Genomic DNA, 14,795 nt, shown 5'->3' with positions numbered 1-14,795 from the left:
AGCTACCGTTTCCAGTAGTTATCCCCCTCCATCAGGCAGATCCCCAGACATTACTCACCCGTCCGCCACTCGTCAGCAAAGTAGCAAGCTACTTCCTGTTACCGTTCGACTTGCATGTGTTAGGCCTGCCGCCAGCGTTCAATCTGAGCCATGATCAAACTCTTCAATTTAAAGTTTGATGCTCAAAGAAATTATTCTGTTATTCGTAAATGAATTTTCAGTGTCACTCTTCAAGACTTGATACTACAAAGTTTTTTGCGATATCAATCCTGCGAGTGCCCACACAGATTGTCTGATAAATTGTTAAAGAGCATTGCGAATCAACGTTTTAACTCGTTGTTTTAACTCGTTGTTTTAACTCGTTGTTTTAACTCGTTGTCGCGAGGTGGCGTATATTACTCGCTTCACCTCAGGAGTCAATCATTATTTTGATTTTTTCTCCTGGACCGAATCGCTTCAGTCCCTGTCACCGCGCTGCGTATCGTGCTTTGCCGTGTCAGTGGTTGCGCATTATAGGGAGTTCCTAAAAAGGCGCAATACCCTTTGAGCATTTTTTTCAAAAAAAATGCTCAACCGTTCAAACTTCAAGCATTATGCTGATAAAGGCACCGATTACCGCTTATTTGCGAGGTATTTAGGGAGATCGGCTAAACTGTCAATTATCATATCGGCAGCGGATTCACTCTCTGGAGTAACCTCCTTACCGGTTCTTACTAGTATCTTGTGCCCAACTCCCGCCAGTGAAGCAGCCTGCATATCTTCTTTTTTATCGCCAACCATATAAGAAGCACTCATATCGATATCGAGTTGCGCCATGGCATCACTAAACATTCCCGCTTTAGGCTTACGGCACTCACACTCTTGTCGATACTCATCAACAACAGCTTGCGGATGGTGTGGACAGAAATAGATACCGTCTAGGTCGACCCCCCTATCCGCCAGTGACCAATCCATCCATTCCGTGAGATGCATAAATTGGTCTTCCGTGAATAGCCCTCTTGCGATCCCCGACTGGTTGGTAATGAGAACGAGTAAATATCCCATCTTCTTTAGTTCGACCATAGCGTCAATGACACCGTCGATAAATTGGAAGTCATCACTGAGATGTACATATCCATGATCGAGATTGATAGTCCCATCGCGGTCTAAAAAAATTGCGGGTTTCATAACAAACTATTACTCCATTACATTCAATACGACATTATCGCACGATCGTTCGCTAATAATCACGGTCTTTACCTGATGCCATCTAAGTAAGCTCTACTACTATTGTAAAAAAGGAGGTCATTGAGTAGTGAGTTAAATTACTCTCCACGCGGCTTATACAAATAGTAAAAATCATTAGCCAAAATTTGCTCTTGGTTTTCTGCTTACGATCAAAGTGTCAGATTGATTTAGACGTCTAGATAGCTTAACATTTACCTAATCACCAAATTCATTTGGTCCAATTACTTAAGCGATATAACGATACTTACTATAATGATAAAACTTGAAAGCATAACTAAACGATTTCAACAGGGAAATCGCACAATACAAGCCCTAAAAGATGTGACGCTTCACGTGCCAAAGGGGCAAATCTATGGGGTTATCGGCGCGTCAGGGGCAGGCAAAAGCACTTTAATTCGTTGCGTAAACCTTCTTGAGCGCCCTACTTCAGGCAAAGTGATTGTCGGGGATCGTGATTTAACGACTCTCAATGCCCACGAGCTGACCTTAGCTCGTCGAGAAATTGGAATGATATTTCAACACTTTAACCTACTTAACTCCCGTACCGTTTTTGGTAATGTAGCCCTACCTCTAGAGCTGGAAAACAACACTAAAGCTGGTATCAAGCAGCGCGTTACCGAACTCCTTGAATTAGTCGGCCTTGCAGATAAGCATGATGCACACCCAGCCAACCTTTCAGGCGGGCAAAAACAACGTGTCGCGATCGCTCGGGCCCTTGCCTGCGATCCCAAAGTACTCTTGTGTGATGAAGCCACCAGCGCTTTAGACCCTGCTACAACACGAGCTATCCTTGAGCTACTTAAAGACATCAACCGCCGGTTAGGGATTACTATCTTGCTCATCACTCATGAGATGGATGTTGTAAAACGTATTTGTGATCAGGTTGCCGTGATCAGTAAGGGTGAGCTTATTGAGAATGATAAAGTCAGCGAAGTTTTCTCACATCCTAAAACACCACTAGCGCAACAGTTTATTCAATCAACACTTCATCTCGATATTCCTGAAGACTATCAGTTGCGACTTACACAGGCGCCTCAGGGCAAAATCCCACTGATTCGTCTTGAGTTCACAGGACAATCTGTCGATGCACCACTTCTATCAGAGATATCGCGTCGCTTTGATGTTGACTGCAATATAATTAGTGCGCAGATGGATTATGCGGGTGGCGTTAAATTTGGGATTATGCTCACCGAAATGGCTGGCGAGGCTGAAAAATGTCAACAGGCTATCGAATGGTTATTACAGAAACAAGTTAAAGCAGAGGTGTTAGGTTATGTCTGAGGCAATGATTTGGCTTCTTGCCGGTGGTATTTGGGAAACCTTAGTCATGACTTTCGTCTCGGGGTTTTTCGGTTTCGTGATTGGGTTACCGATCGGAGTGTTACTCTACATTACGCGACCGGGACAAATTAAAGAAAGCCTTGCGCTCTATCGCTCTATCTCCGCGCTGGTTAATATTTTTAGATCAGTACCGTTTATTATCTTACTGGTGTGGATGATCCCCTTTACTCGAGCATTAGTTGGGACCTCTATTGGCTTACAAGCTGCGATAGTCCCGCTAACTATAGGGGCGGCGCCTTTTATTGCGAGAATGGTTGAGAATGCGCTATTAGAACTGCCTTCTGGGTTAATCGAAGCATCCCGCTCGATGGGCGCTACGCCATTACAAATCATTCGTAAGGTACTTCTACCAGAAGCCTTACCGGGTCTTATCAACGCCGCGACTATTACGCTAATTACTCTAGTAGGCTATTCCGCAATGGGGGGCGCTGTGGGCGCTGGCGGTTTGGGGCAAATTGGTATTCAATACGGTTATATTGGTTATAATGCGACGATAATGAATACGGTTTTAGTACTGCTAGTCATTTTGGTCTACTTGATCCAACTTGTCGGCGATCGTGTTGTTGGGCTCGTCTCTCATAAATAGTAATTTGTCTCTATAATAATTAAGGAACGACTATGACTTTTACGCTCAAAAAACTGGCCACACTCAGCGCGGTTATTGCAACATTGACCTTAGTGGGTTGCGACCAAAAAACGCAACAAGATCCTAATCACATTAAAGTAGGGGTGATTGCGGGTTCGGAACAACAGGTCGCGGAAGTTGCGCAGAAAGTGGCAAAGGACCAGTATCATCTCGATGTAGAGCTAGTCCCGTTCACCGATTATGTTTTACCTAACGAGGCGCTGAGTAAAGGTGATATTGATGCGAATGCCTTCCAGCACAAACCTTACTTAGATCAACAGATCAAGGATCGCGGGTATAAGATTACTGCCGTTGCAAAAACCTTTATCTACCCTATTGCTGGCTACTCGAAAAAGATCAAATCCTTAGATCAACTACAGGACGGCGCACAAATTGCTGTGCCTAACGACCCAACCAACCTAGGCAGGTCATTACTCCTCCTACAGAAAGTTGGCTTGATTAAGCTTAAAGCAGACGTTGGACTGCTTCCTACCTCTCTTGATATTACCGAAAATCCTAAAAATCTTAAGATTGTCGAGCTTGAAGCTCCACAACTTCCGCGCTCATTGGATGACAATAAGATTGCAATCGCCGTTATTAATACGACCTTCGCGAGCCAGATTGGTTTAACGCCAGTGAAAGATGGACTGTTTACTGAGGACAAGGACTCACCTTATACCAACCTTATCGTAACTCGTGACGATAATAAAGAAGCGGATAACGTCAAAAAATTCATCAAAGCTTATCAATCTGAGCAAGTTGAACAAGCTGCTGATAAAATTTTTAATGGTGGAGCCATCAAAGGCTGGTAAATACTGTTAATATTACGATTAAAAGGCGACGAGAGTCGCCTTTACTTTTTTCGATCGATATCGAAACCTCTATGCTAACCCTCTAACGACTCGTTAAGTGAGGATGATTCAATGCGTTTACGCTTATTGCCGCTTTGTATGATAATTGTAGGAATTGCTGGCTGTGCGACAAAATATAAGCCGGTTGAACCCTTCCCGAAAAAAAACCAGGCGCAAACTGAAGAGAAAGTACGTAAGCCTATCCACAGAGCAACGCCAGTACAGCTCTATACTAATCCTACAGATCTTATCAACAAGCCTTTTCGTGACTTAGGCGAAGTATCAGGTGAGGATTGCCAAGCTAGCGCGCAAAGTTCGCCGCCTAACCTTAATACAGCACGTAAACGCATGCAGATGAAAGCCTCTAATTTAAAAGCTAACGCAATCCTCGTTCACCAATGCGAAGTGATCGCTACTAATGCTGGATGTTATCGAGAAGCGGTTTGCCAAGGTTCAGCATTAAAAATAACGCAATGAGTACTTTTTCTTTAGAGACAATTGGTACAATCCATTCCCCATGGAAAGAGAAATTCGCAGTCCCTCGCCAACCTGGGCTAGTCACTGCAATGGGAGCGGAGCTTGAGCTGCACGCTCCTTATAACCAGCTTGATGCGGTCCGGGGGCTTGAGAACTTCAGCCATTTGTGGCTGATTTTTATTTTTCATCAGACTCAGCATCAAGGCTGGAAGCCTCTTGTCCGACCACCGAGGCTTGGCGGTAACGATAAAATTGGTGTATTTGCTAGCCGTTCCACCTTTAGACCCAACCCGCTGGGTATGTCTTTAGTTGAATTCAAAGGAATACGGTACGAAAAGAAACGTTTATTCCTGAAACTTGGAAGTGTCGATCTCGTTGAAGGTACTCCGGTTGTTGATATTAAACCTTATCTGCCTTTTGCCGAATCTTTACCTCATGCACATGCAGGCTACGCGCAGTCTACACCCGATGCCTCTATGCCAGTATCGTTCAATGCCGACGCGCAACGCCATCTTTCAAACCATGCCGTAACCCATCCCGAATTAGCCCAATTTATTCAGCAAGTATTGGCACAAGATCCTCGTCCTGCTTACCGTCGTAACCAAGAGGATCATCATTTTTATGCTGCCAGTCTCAGTGATTTTACTGTACGCTGGCGAATAACCCCGATGGGTACAGAAGTAATTGCTATTGAGCCGATGAATTAGGCTTTTTACAGCATTCACTCACTGATAAACTACTGATACTCACTAAAACAGTTTTCCCGTTCAACTGGAACCTTATTCATGCGCACTACTCAATATCTACTTTCTACTCTTAAAGAAACGCCTTCGGATGCCGAAGTCATTAGCCACCAATTAATGCTTCGTGCAGGGATGATCCGTAAGCTTGCATCAGGGCTATATACTTGGCTACCGACAGGTGTTCGCGTTCTCCGTAAGGTTGAGAAAATCGTTCGTGAAGAGATGGAAAATGCAGGTGCCGTTGAAGTGACGATGCCCGTCGTTCAACCTGCGGATCTATGGGAAGAAAGTGGACGTTGGGAACAATACGGCCCCGAACTTCTACGGATTAGTGACCGTCACGATCGCCCCTTTGTGCTTGGCCCTACTCATGAAGAAGTGATCACCGATTTAATCCGTAACGAACTGAGCTCTTATAAACAATTACCTTTAAATTTATTTCAAATTCAGACCAAATTTCGAGACGAAGTTCGTCCACGCTTTGGTGTAATGCGTTCGCGTGAATTCATCATGAAAGATGCTTATTCTTTCCATAGTAATCAGGATTCACTGCAAGAAACTTACGACATCATGTACCGCGCTTATAGCCAAATCTTTAGTCGAATGGGGCTAAACTTCCGTGCAGTCCAAGCAGATACAGGTTCCATCGGCGGGAGCGCGTCTCATGAATTCCAAGTTTTAGCGGAAAGTGGCGAGGATGATATTATTTTCTCCGATCATTCTGATTACGCAGCAAATATTGAGCTTGCAGAAGCCGTAGCCCCAACCATCGATCGTGCTGCGCCTTCACAGGCGTTAATGCAACAAGATACGCCTAATGCTAAAACGATTGCTGAATTAGTCTCTCAATTCTCCTTACCTATCGATAAAACGGTCAAAACACTTATCGTTAAAGCAAGTGAAGAAAGCGAACATACTCTAGTCGCACTCTTAGTGCGTGGCGACCATGAGCTGAACGAAGTGAAAGCGGAGAAGCTAGATATTGTCGCCTCACCACTCTGTTTCGCTACCGAACAAGAGATCCGTGACGCAGCGGGAGCGGGTCCAGGTTCGTTAGGTCCAATTGGCTTACCTATGCCGGTTATTGCTGATCATAGCCTTAAAGTTATGAGTGATTTTGCAGTCGGGGCCAACATCGATGGTAAACACTGGTTTGGGGTCAATTGGTTACGTGACCTACCCGAAGCGCGCTACGCGGATATTCGCAATGTGGTGACAGGCGATCTTAGCCCAGATGGTAAAGGGACATTACTCATCAAACGCGGTATCGAAGTGGGTCATATCTTCCAGCTTGGTACTAAGTACTCTGAAGCATTGAAAGCGACAGTTCAAGGTGAAGATGGCCGTAACCAACCCCTTCTGATGGGATGCTACGGAATCGGTGTTACGCGTGTCGTTGCAGCGGCTATAGAGCAAAACCACGACGACAGAGGCATCATCTGGCCTGAAGCTATCGCTCCGTTCCATGTCGCGATTCTTCCAATGAATATGCATAAATCTTTCCGCGTGCAAGAGCTAGCCGAGAAGCTGTATGAGCAATTGCGTAAAGCGGGTCTGGATGTCATTCTCGACGATCGCAAAGAGCGGCCTGGAGTGATGTTTGCAGACATGGAACTGATCGGTGTACCGCATTCAATTGTTATCGGAGACCGTAATTTGGATAACAACGAGATTGAATACAAGAACCGTCGTACTGGTGAGAAAGAGATGTTATCACCTGAGGCGATAGTAGAACGTTTACTCTCACAGATTAGCAGATAGTCCTGCTACCTATGGCCCTCTTGCGAGGGCCTTATTATCAATCAAGGGAAACTTTACCCCGCAAATTTTTCTTCGATGCAGTCCTACCCTTTCCCTCTAAACGCCGTAACTTAGCGGCTTTAGTCGGTTTCGTCGCTCTACGAACTTTCGACACAACCAGTAATTGCGCAAGTACCGTCCGAAGACGTTCAATCGCTAATGCTCTGTTTTTCTCTTGTGAACGTGCACTTTGTGCTTTGATAATCATCACACCATCTTCTGTTAGGAGATGATGACGCTTCTCAAGAATTCGAGCTTTTGCTTCTTCAGTTAAGCTTGAGCATTTTACGTCAAAGCGTAAATGTATTGCTGTCGAGACTTTATTGACATTTTGCCCGCCAGCGCCCTGCGCGCGTATCGCAGACAGTTCGACCTCACTACTGTCGATCTGCTGTTGGGCATTAATAATTATTACGCTGCTTTCTGCCATAACTCCATCTCTATCTCAATATGGTTAACACCATCGGAAATCCAGATAATCCCTTCCTGCAAGGTCACCTGTAACGTCATATTACGTTGTGCTAAAGCCGCTAATTGACTTAGCTGTTCATCGCTAGCATGCCAGATCGTTAAATTTTGGAAATGCGCCAGCTTACTCAATATCTGTTCTTTCCAAACAGCTGCAGCGCGAGATTGGTAGGTAAATAATACAACTTGGGAAGACTGGCTAACGGCTTTTTTTAACCGTTTTTCATCGGGCAAACCTAACTCAATCCATAATTCAGGGCTTCCATGGTCGTGATGTTGCCAAATTTCAGGTTGTTCGTCGGATGAGAGTCCTCGCGTAAAAACCAGCCGCTCGGAGGCGTAATGACACCATGCAAACAGCCTTAGCATCATCCTCTCGTCATTTTCAGAAGGGTGCCGTGCTAGGGTCAATGAGTGGTTGGCATAGTAATGTCGATCGAGGTCTGAAATATCGACAACAGCCTTAAATATCGTGGCTTTAAGCGCCATAAATTCTCCAAATGTAACGCTATCTGCTTTAACAGGACGTGTGGGCTGACTTGCATTACGTCTTGCAAACGCCTAGGCTAAGGCTAAAGATAAAAGGTGACAACGTTGAGTAAGTCTTCGTATTATCTCACAATCGTCTGGCGTACAACGTTGCCATAAACGTAAAGTTCAGTGACGCATTACTTGGTAATGCGTTTGTGTAAGGCCCGCGGAAATCCGCCATTTACTTACAGGTGAGCCATTATGTCAATCAATGATACCTATCAGCCAATTAATTGTGATGACTATGACAATCTCGAACTCGCCTGCCAGCATCATTTGTTGCTTCAACTCACCTTACGTAACGGTGAGTCTTTGAAGGCAGAAGCAGCTGATTTGTTCCTGAGAAAAAAGGTCGAGTATCTTCTTTATAAATATCACGGCGAGCAACATGAAGTTCGATTGGATGCGATTGAGAGTTTCAGTCATCCTGAAATCGGCACTATCACTATCACGCAAAGCTAGTCATATTTTCAGAGCTAAAGCTTATCCATGGCTTTAGCTCTGGGTCAATCTCACTCCATTCTATGCAATATTTTGCCTTCTCCGACGACAAGCCGGCATGGGTAATGAAAATACCGGGGGCGCAGATTAACTCTTCATCGTAATAGATCAGCGGGATACTCTCTCGTAACCACGTAGGAACCCCTTTTTCTTGCCAAATTTTTTTTAAACTCCGTCCCCCCTCGCGTCCCACTAGATGTAAATAGGCCGATTGACCAAAGCGCACACTCACACTCTCCTCATTTGTCGGCATACGTAAGTGCCTTTCCGCTGTAAGGACAGGATGTAGATGTAACTTACCTAGGTTATCAGGAAGCACGAAGGGGATTGCTGGAACCGACCAAGGTAGCGTGCTCCCGCGAAGTTCGGAAAATACTCGCCCAAAATAAAGCCTCTGCTGGTAACGTCTTACATAACCTTGTTCGAGCATAAGTTGTGGGCAAGCATCTTTTCGGCTCAACGCGACCTCATGCCATAAACGAGCTAACGCTTGACGCGATGGTAATCGTGACCCGCACTGTACAAGCCATCGTCGCAACAGGGCATTTCTTTTCTGTTCAGTACAGCTTGCTAGGTAAGAGATATCGATCGAACTATCCTCGGCCGTACAGCTCTGTAGTGCTGACGCTAATAACTCATCGAGTAGTGCTTCTTGCTCACCACACAATTCAGCACTTCTTGCGACACTGCGTGCAAATTGGGGCCAACGCTGTACCAACTGAGGAAGCGTGTGTAGCCGCAGAAAGTTACGATCGTAGCGATCGTCTTGGTTACTTTCGTCTTCTATCCAGTTTAATTGGTGATCTTGCGCATACGACTCAAGCTGCTGTCGGGAGAAACCCAACAGCGGGCGCAAATGCCAATGCGCGCCCAATTGTCGAGCAATCGGCATAGCCGATAGACCCGCCGGTCCGCTTCCCCGCTTCAAGGCCAATAAAAATGTTTCGCACTGATCGTCTTGATGGTGAGCGGTCACTAAGGCTTCTTCTGGGGCTAGGATCTCCATAAAGGTTCGGTAGCGTAATGTTCGGGCTTCAGCTTCTATACCGCCTTTATCCCCAAAAAGATGCACCTTACGACTAATAAAGGGGATCTCTAACCTCACACACATCTGCTGACAGTGTACTAGCCATTCGTCGGCGTGATCGCTTAGACCGTGGTGGATATAAACTGCACGCAAGGTCAATCCCTGTGACTCTCTGAGCAGAGATAGCTTATGCAGTAAAACGGTGGAATCGAGCCCCCCACTAAAACCGATCAGTAACTGACGGTGTTCCTGTAAAGGTAGCTCACTTCCCATTAGGGATTTCATCTTGGTAAAGCTCTAACGGTAGCCCATCAGGGTCACTAAAGAAGGTGAATAACTTGTTCGTTAAGGGATCGATACGGATCGGTTCACACTCGACGTGCAGAGCGCTTAGAAACGTGATGGCCGCTTGTAGATCGTCGACTGAAAAAGCTAAGTGCCGTAATCCGCATGCTTCGGGATAGCTAACACGAGGCGGTGCGTCGACAAAAGAAAACAGTTCGATAATATAATCATCGTTCAGGGCAAGATCTGCCTTCCACGATTGCCGCTCAGTACGATACACCTCATTAATCAGTTTCAGCCCTAGCACCTCGCAATAGAAATGCCGACTCTGCGCATAATCTGAGGCGATAATAGCAATATGATGAACCCTTTTAAGCTTTAGCATGATACCGCGCTCCCTATATTTGGCGATAAAAAAAAGGCCGCCAAAGCGACCTTCTTAAGGGACTAATGGTTATGCGTAACCATAGCTCATCAGACGCTCATAGCGACGGTCTAATAGCTCTTCGGTACTAAGCTCGTCTAGCTCAGCTAAATCGGATAGGAGCTGCTCTTTAAGCACTGCAGCAATCTCTTTAGGATGACGATGAGCCCCACCTAGTGGTTCTGGAATAACGGAGTCAATGAGTTCCAACTCGGAAAGGCGGTCAGCCGTAATGCCCATCGCTTCCGCGGCTAGAGGCGCTTTATCCGCACTCTTCCACAAAATTGACGCACATCCTTCTGGAGAAATAACGGAGTAGGTGCTGTACTGCAACATGTTGACTTTATCGCCCACACCGATAGCTAATGCACCACCCGAGCCACCTTCACCGATAACAGTACAAATAACAGGTACTGTTAAGCCGGCCATCTCACGTAGGTTACGTGCGATGGCTTCTGCTTGGCCACGCTCTTCCGCGCCAACCCCTGGGTACGCACCCGGAGTGTCGATAAAGGTGATAATCGGCATTTTAAAACGCTCGGCCATTTCCATCAAGCGAAGCGCTTTACGGTATCCTTCAGGAGCAGGCATACCAAAATTACGACGAATCTTCTCTTTCGTCTCACGACCTTTTTGATGACCAATAATCATCACTGGGCGCCCATCTAAACGAGCGATCCCCCCGACAATGGCTTTATCGTCAGCATAAGCCCGATCACCGGCTAATTCATCGAAATCATCGAAAGCGTTACGCACGTAATCCAAGGTATAAGGACGCATAGGATGGCGTGCGAGTTGGGCAATCTGCCAAGCACCCAAATCTGCGAAGATTTTTTTGGTTAACTCGACACTTTTGCCGCGCAGGCGTTGAATTTCATCATCAAGATTAATGTCATGCTTTTCATCTTGAGGACCGAGGGATTTCAGTGAATCAATTTTCGCTTCAAGTTCAGCGATAGGCTGTTCAAAATCCAGGTAATTAAGACTCATAATGTTCCTGTTTTAATCAAACTCCAGTTCAACCTGCTCCGTTCCGATTACGAGGCGTAGATCGTTGAGTAAACGATCACTTGGCGTAACTCGCCAAGTGGCCCCAAATCGTAATTTCGCCCGCGCATCCTCTCGTTGATAATAGAGGTTTACAGGAATCGTTCCTGAACGGTGAGGTTCAAGAACCTGTCGAAGACGGTTTAAAAGCTGGTCATCAATTTGCCTGTCAGTCAGTGAGAGAGCAAGCCCACGAGCATATTTTTCGCGAGCTTCATCAATATCCATCACTTCTCTTGCAATCATTTTTAGACCACCAGAGAAATCATCGAAACTGACCTGTCCACTGACGATCAGAATTTTATCTTTTTCTAACAACTGCTGATATTTATCTAGCGCGTCAGTATAGAGCATTACCTCTAAACGACCAGAACGATCATCCAGCGTACAAATACCAATTCGGTTACCACGTTTGGTGACCATCACTCTTGCCGCAAGGACTAATCCCGCCGCAACAGTTATCTTCCCACGTTCGGTAGGATGCATATCTTTGAGACGCATTCCACCCACATAACGCTCAATTTCCTTCAAATACTGATTGATCGGATGACCGGTGAGATACAACCCTAACGTTTCTCGTTCACCGTCCAACTGTACCTGTTCTGGCCACCGATTTATACTGGCATAAGACTGCTCGATTTGCTCTGGCTCTTCTGCAAGAACCCCAAACATATCGCCCTGCCCTATCGCCTCAGCCTTCGAGTGTTGGTCTGCTGCCTTAAGTGCATCATTCAGTGCACTCATTAATGCCGCCCGATGTGGTCCTAATCGGTCGAAGGCACCGGACATTATCAGTTTTTCCATCACACGGCGATTAATTTTTTTGATATCCGTGCGCGCGCAGAGATCAAACAGCTCCTTAAAATAACCGCCTTGATTCCTAGCTTCAAGTATTGCTTCGATTGGACCCTCGCCGACGCCTTTTATTGCACCGATACCATAAACAATTTCGCCTTCATTGTTAACATGGAAAGGGTAAAGTCCGGCATTAATATCGGGGGGCAACACTTTCAGCCCCATACGCCAACATTCGTCGACTAGGCCAACGACTTTTTCAGTATTATCCATATCCGCAGTCATGACCGCAGCCATAAATTCTGCAGGATAATGGGCTTTAAGCCAAAGGGTTTGATACGAGACCAGCGCATAAGCCGCAGAGTGCGATTTGTTAAATCCATAACCGGCAAACTTCTCTACGAGATCGAAGATCTTCATCGATAACTCGCCGTCGACACCCATGCTCTCGGCACCGTCTTTAAACACTGAACGCTGCTTAGCCATCTCCTCCGGCTTCTTTTTACCCATTGCCCGGCGCAGCATATCTGCCCCGCCTAAGGTATAACCGGAAAGTACTTGCGCGATCTGCATAACCTGTTCTTGGTAAAGAATGATACCGTAGGTAGGCTCCAATACCGGCTGTAAACTTTCGTGCTGCCATTGGATATCGGGATATGAGATAGCTTCACGCCCATGTTTCCGATCGATAAAGTTATCTACCATACCGGACTGTAATGGACCTGGACGAAACAAAGCCACTAATGCGATCATATCTTCGAAACAGTCGGGCTTCAGCCGTTTAATGAGATCCTTCATGCCACGGGATTCTAACTGGAAAACCGCTGTCGTTTCAGCCCGTTGCAGCATATCGAAACTTTTTTTATCATTCAGCGGAATAGCATCGATATTGATAGGTGGCTCGCCTTGCCTCTCACGCCGCGCATTAATCATTTGTAATGCCCAGTTGATAATGGTTAACGTCCGTAAACCCAGGAAGTCAAATTTAACCAACCCTGCATATTCTACGTCGTTTTTATCAAATTGCGTGACCGGATGTTGCCCTAATTCATCGCAATAAAGCGGCGCAAAGTCAGTAATCTTTGTCGGCGCGATGACCACTCCACCTGCGTGCTTACCTGCATTTCGAGTAACGCCTTCAAGCTTACGCGCCATGTCGATAAGCGCTTTGACCTCTTCATCTGCCTCATAAATTTCTGGTAATTGAGGTTCGGCGATAAACGCTTTTTCTAGCGTCATCCCCGGATCGGGAGGAATTAATTTCGAAATACGGTCGACGAAGCCGTAAGGATGCCCGAGGACTCGGCCAACATCGCGAATTACTGCTTTTGCCGCCATCGTACCGAACGTAATAATCTGCGAAACCGCGTCGCGTCCATACATATCCGCAACGTGTTCAATGACTAAATCGCGTTTCTCCATACAGAAATCGACGTCGAAATCGGGCATTGACACGCGTTCAGGATTGAGGAATCGTTCGAATAGTAGGTCAAACTCCAGGGGATCCAAATCTGTAATTTTTAGCGCGTAAGCAACCAACGAGCCTGCGCCCGAGCCACGACCTGGCCCAACGGGTACGCCGTTATCTTTCGACCACTGGATGAATTCCATGACTATCAAGAAATAACCTGGAAAGCCCATCTGGTTAATAACGGTGAGTTCGATATCTAAACGTTCATCGTAGGCAAGACGTTTAGCCGCGCGCTCCTGTTCATCAGGGAATAAAAATAGGAGCCTTTCCTCCAATCCTGCTTTAGAACAACTCACTAAGAAATCTGCGGTGGTCATTTCACCCGTTGGAAATTGTGGGAGAAAATATTCGCCTAGGCGGATCGTGACGTTACACCGCCGAGCGATTTCTACGCTATTCGCAAGCGCTTCTGGGATATCGGCAAATAACTCACACATCTCCTCTTCGGTACGCAGATACTGCTGCTCGGTGTAGAGCTTAGGCCGCTTAGGATCATCAAGAGTGTAGCCATCATGAATCGCAACGCGAATTTCATGGGCGTCGAAATCCTGCTCGCTAAGAAAACAGACATCATTAGTCGCCACTACCGGGATATGATGTGCAACCGCAAGGGATAAGGCTTGGTGTAAATAACTCTCTTCTTCACTACGCCCAGTACGCGTCAACTCGAGGTAATAATTATCCGCAAAGTGCTCTTGGTAAAAGGCTAGGCATTGCTGTGCAAGTGCCGTGTTTCCTCTTAATAAACTATAGCCAACATCACCTTTAAAGCCGCCCGATAGCAGGATTAAACCTGAGGCATGCTCAACCAGCCATTCTTGATCAACGATCGGCCCCTGATGACCATAGCCACGTTGGTACGCTTTTGAGATGAGTAGAGTAAGATTCTGGTATCCATCATTGTTGGCAGCAAGTACCGTCAATTGCATCGGTTCATCACCGAGCAAAGGATTAATAATATTAAGATCGGCACCGATAATTGGTTTGACACCAGCACCCTGTGCAGAACCGTAGAATTTGACCAGCCCGCACAAGTTCATATGGTCGGTGATCCCCAAAGCTGGCATACCTGAACTCGCAGCTTTCTTAACTAGGGCACCAGTTTTGGCTATACCATCGATCATGGAATAGTCGCTATGAACATGGAGGTGAATAAAACGTGGGTTGGCCATAATGCTCGCT

Annotated in this window: 14 protein-coding genes and 1 rRNA gene; 7 read left to right on the top strand and 8 right to left on the bottom strand. The window is 46.1% G+C overall.

Annotation, left to right across the window (positions count from 1 at the left end):
- Window positions 1–170 (bottom strand): 16S ribosomal RNA (locus HGT70_RS02610); the annotation flags it as partial.
- Between the two features lie 442 nt (window positions 171–612).
- A complete protein-coding gene (gene gmhB / locus HGT70_RS02605) occupies window positions 613–1,167 on the bottom strand; it encodes a D-glycero-beta-D-manno-heptose 1,7-bisphosphate 7-phosphatase (RefSeq protein WP_071431482.1) in 555 nt (184 codons plus the stop codon).
- A 312-nt stretch (window positions 1,168–1,479) separates the two neighbouring features.
- Between gmhB and metN the strand changes: the two genes are divergently transcribed.
- The 6 genes from metN to proS all read left to right on the top strand — a co-directional run bounded on the left by metN (window position 1,480) and on the right by proS (window position 7,025).
- Complete coding sequence (metN, locus tag HGT70_RS02600) at window positions 1,480–2,508, top strand: methionine ABC transporter ATP-binding protein MetN (RefSeq protein ID WP_071431484.1); 1,029 nt, start codon at window positions 1,480–1,482, stop codon at window positions 2,506–2,508.
- Window positions 2,501–3,154, top strand: a complete 654-nt coding sequence (locus HGT70_RS02595; protein ID WP_071431485.1) for a methionine ABC transporter permease MetI — start codon at window positions 2,501–2,503, stop codon at window positions 3,152–3,154. The genes metN and HGT70_RS02595 overlap by 8 nt, the downstream gene beginning before the upstream one ends.
- A 32-nt stretch (window positions 3,155–3,186) precedes the next feature.
- Window positions 3,187–4,005 carry a MetQ/NlpA family lipoprotein gene (locus HGT70_RS02590; protein WP_071431487.1) on the top strand — a complete coding sequence of 273 codons (819 nt, stop codon included), beginning with the start codon at window positions 3,187–3,189 and terminating at the stop codon, window positions 4,003–4,005.
- A 111-nt stretch (window positions 4,006–4,116) separates the two neighbouring features.
- Window positions 4,117–4,521, top strand: a complete 405-nt coding sequence (gene rcsF, locus HGT70_RS02585) for an Rcs stress response system protein RcsF (RefSeq protein WP_071431489.1) — start codon at window positions 4,117–4,119, stop codon at window positions 4,519–4,521.
- A complete protein-coding gene (gene tsaA, locus HGT70_RS02580) occupies window positions 4,518–5,228 on the top strand; it encodes a tRNA (N6-threonylcarbamoyladenosine(37)-N6)-methyltransferase TrmO (RefSeq protein ID WP_071431491.1) in 711 nt (236 codons plus the stop codon). The genes rcsF and tsaA overlap by 4 nt, the downstream gene beginning before the upstream one ends.
- Window positions 5,229–5,306: 78 nt before the next feature.
- Window positions 5,307–7,025: a proline--tRNA ligase gene (gene proS / locus HGT70_RS02575; RefSeq protein ID WP_071431493.1), complete on the top strand. Its 1,719-nt coding sequence runs from the start codon at window positions 5,307–5,309 to the stop codon at window positions 7,023–7,025.
- Window positions 7,026–7,062: 37 nt separating this feature from the next.
- Here the strand turns inward: proS and arfB are convergent, their stop codons facing one another.
- The gene (gene arfB, locus HGT70_RS02570; protein WP_214194804.1) at window positions 7,063–7,494 is read right to left on the bottom strand and encodes an alternative ribosome rescue aminoacyl-tRNA hydrolase ArfB; all 432 of its coding nucleotides are present in this window, start codon (window positions 7,492–7,494) and stop codon (window positions 7,063–7,065) included.
- Window positions 7,476–8,021, bottom strand: a complete 546-nt coding sequence (locus tag HGT70_RS02565; RefSeq protein WP_071431497.1) for a YaeQ family protein — start codon at window positions 8,019–8,021, stop codon at window positions 7,476–7,478. The genes arfB and HGT70_RS02565 overlap by 19 nt, the downstream gene beginning before the upstream one ends.
- A 243-nt stretch (window positions 8,022–8,264) precedes the next feature.
- Between HGT70_RS02565 and rof the strand changes: the two genes are divergently transcribed.
- A complete protein-coding gene (gene rof, locus HGT70_RS02560) occupies window positions 8,265–8,525 on the top strand; it encodes a Rho-binding antiterminator (protein WP_071431499.1) in 261 nt (86 codons plus the stop codon).
- Here the strand turns inward: rof and tilS are convergent.
- The 4 genes from tilS to dnaE all read right to left on the bottom strand — a co-directional run bounded on the left by tilS (window position 8,512) and on the right by dnaE (window position 14,785).
- A complete protein-coding gene (tilS, locus tag HGT70_RS02555) occupies window positions 8,512–9,864 on the bottom strand; it encodes a tRNA lysidine(34) synthetase TilS (protein WP_241569351.1) in 1,353 nt (450 codons plus the stop codon). The genes rof and tilS overlap by 14 nt on opposite strands.
- Entirely contained in the window at window positions 9,854–10,261 is a 408-nt protein-coding gene (locus HGT70_RS02550; RefSeq protein ID WP_214194802.1) for a VOC family protein, read from the bottom strand. The genes tilS and HGT70_RS02550 overlap by 11 nt, the downstream gene beginning before the upstream one ends.
- A 69-nt stretch (window positions 10,262–10,330) precedes the next feature.
- Window positions 10,331–11,290: an acetyl-CoA carboxylase carboxyl transferase subunit alpha gene (accA, locus tag HGT70_RS02545; protein ID WP_071431505.1), complete on the bottom strand. Its 960-nt coding sequence runs from the start codon at window positions 11,288–11,290 to the stop codon at window positions 10,331–10,333.
- Window positions 11,291–11,302: 12 nt separating this feature from the next.
- The gene (dnaE, locus tag HGT70_RS02540; RefSeq protein ID WP_071431507.1) at window positions 11,303–14,785 is read right to left on the bottom strand and encodes a DNA polymerase III subunit alpha; all 3,483 of its coding nucleotides are present in this window, start codon (window positions 14,783–14,785) and stop codon (window positions 11,303–11,305) included.
- Window positions 14,786–14,795 lie beyond the last annotated feature (10 nt).

This window comes from Rosenbergiella collisarenosi (assembly GCF_018494085.1).
In the GTDB taxonomy this organism is placed as follows: Bacteria; Pseudomonadota; Gammaproteobacteria; order Enterobacterales; family Enterobacteriaceae; genus Rosenbergiella; species Rosenbergiella collisarenosi.
This window is presented reverse-complemented; position numbering and strand designations above follow the sequence as displayed.

Bases quoted from the DNA above. Each gene is read 5' to 3' on its own strand.
- gmhB (WP_071431482.1), bottom strand. From the start codon at position 1,167: ATGAAACCCGCAATTTTTTTAGACCGCGATGGGACTATCAATCTCGAT.
- metN (WP_071431484.1), top strand. From the start codon at position 1,480: ATGATAAAACTTGAAAGCATAACTAAACGATTTCAACAGGGAAATCGC.
- HGT70_RS02595 (WP_071431485.1), top strand. From the start codon at position 2,501: ATGTCTGAGGCAATGATTTGGCTTCTTGCCGGTGGTATTTGGGAAACC.
- HGT70_RS02590 (WP_071431487.1), top strand. From the start codon at position 3,187: ATGACTTTTACGCTCAAAAAACTGGCCACACTCAGCGCGGTTATTGCA.
- rcsF (WP_071431489.1), top strand. From the start codon at position 4,117: ATGCGTTTACGCTTATTGCCGCTTTGTATGATAATTGTAGGAATTGCT.
- tsaA (WP_071431491.1), top strand. From the start codon at position 4,518: ATGAGTACTTTTTCTTTAGAGACAATTGGTACAATCCATTCCCCATGG.
- proS (WP_071431493.1), top strand. From the start codon at position 5,307: ATGCGCACTACTCAATATCTACTTTCTACTCTTAAAGAAACGCCTTCG.
- arfB (WP_214194804.1), bottom strand. From the start codon at position 7,494: ATGGCAGAAAGCAGCGTAATAATTATTAATGCCCAACAGCAGATCGAC.
- HGT70_RS02565 (WP_071431497.1), bottom strand. From the start codon at position 8,021: ATGGCGCTTAAAGCCACGATATTTAAGGCTGTTGTCGATATTTCAGAC.
- rof (WP_071431499.1), top strand. From the start codon at position 8,265: ATGTCAATCAATGATACCTATCAGCCAATTAATTGTGATGACTATGAC.
- tilS (WP_241569351.1), bottom strand. From the start codon at position 9,864: ATGGGAAGTGAGCTACCTTTACAGGAACACCGTCAGTTACTGATCGGT.
- HGT70_RS02550 (WP_214194802.1), bottom strand. From the start codon at position 10,261: ATGCTAAAGCTTAAAAGGGTTCATCATATTGCTATTATCGCCTCAGAT.
- accA (WP_071431505.1), bottom strand. From the start codon at position 11,290: ATGAGTCTTAATTACCTGGATTTTGAACAGCCTATCGCTGAACTTGAA.
- dnaE (WP_071431507.1), bottom strand. From the start codon at position 14,785: ATGGCCAACCCACGTTTTATTCACCTCCATGTTCATAGCGACTATTCC.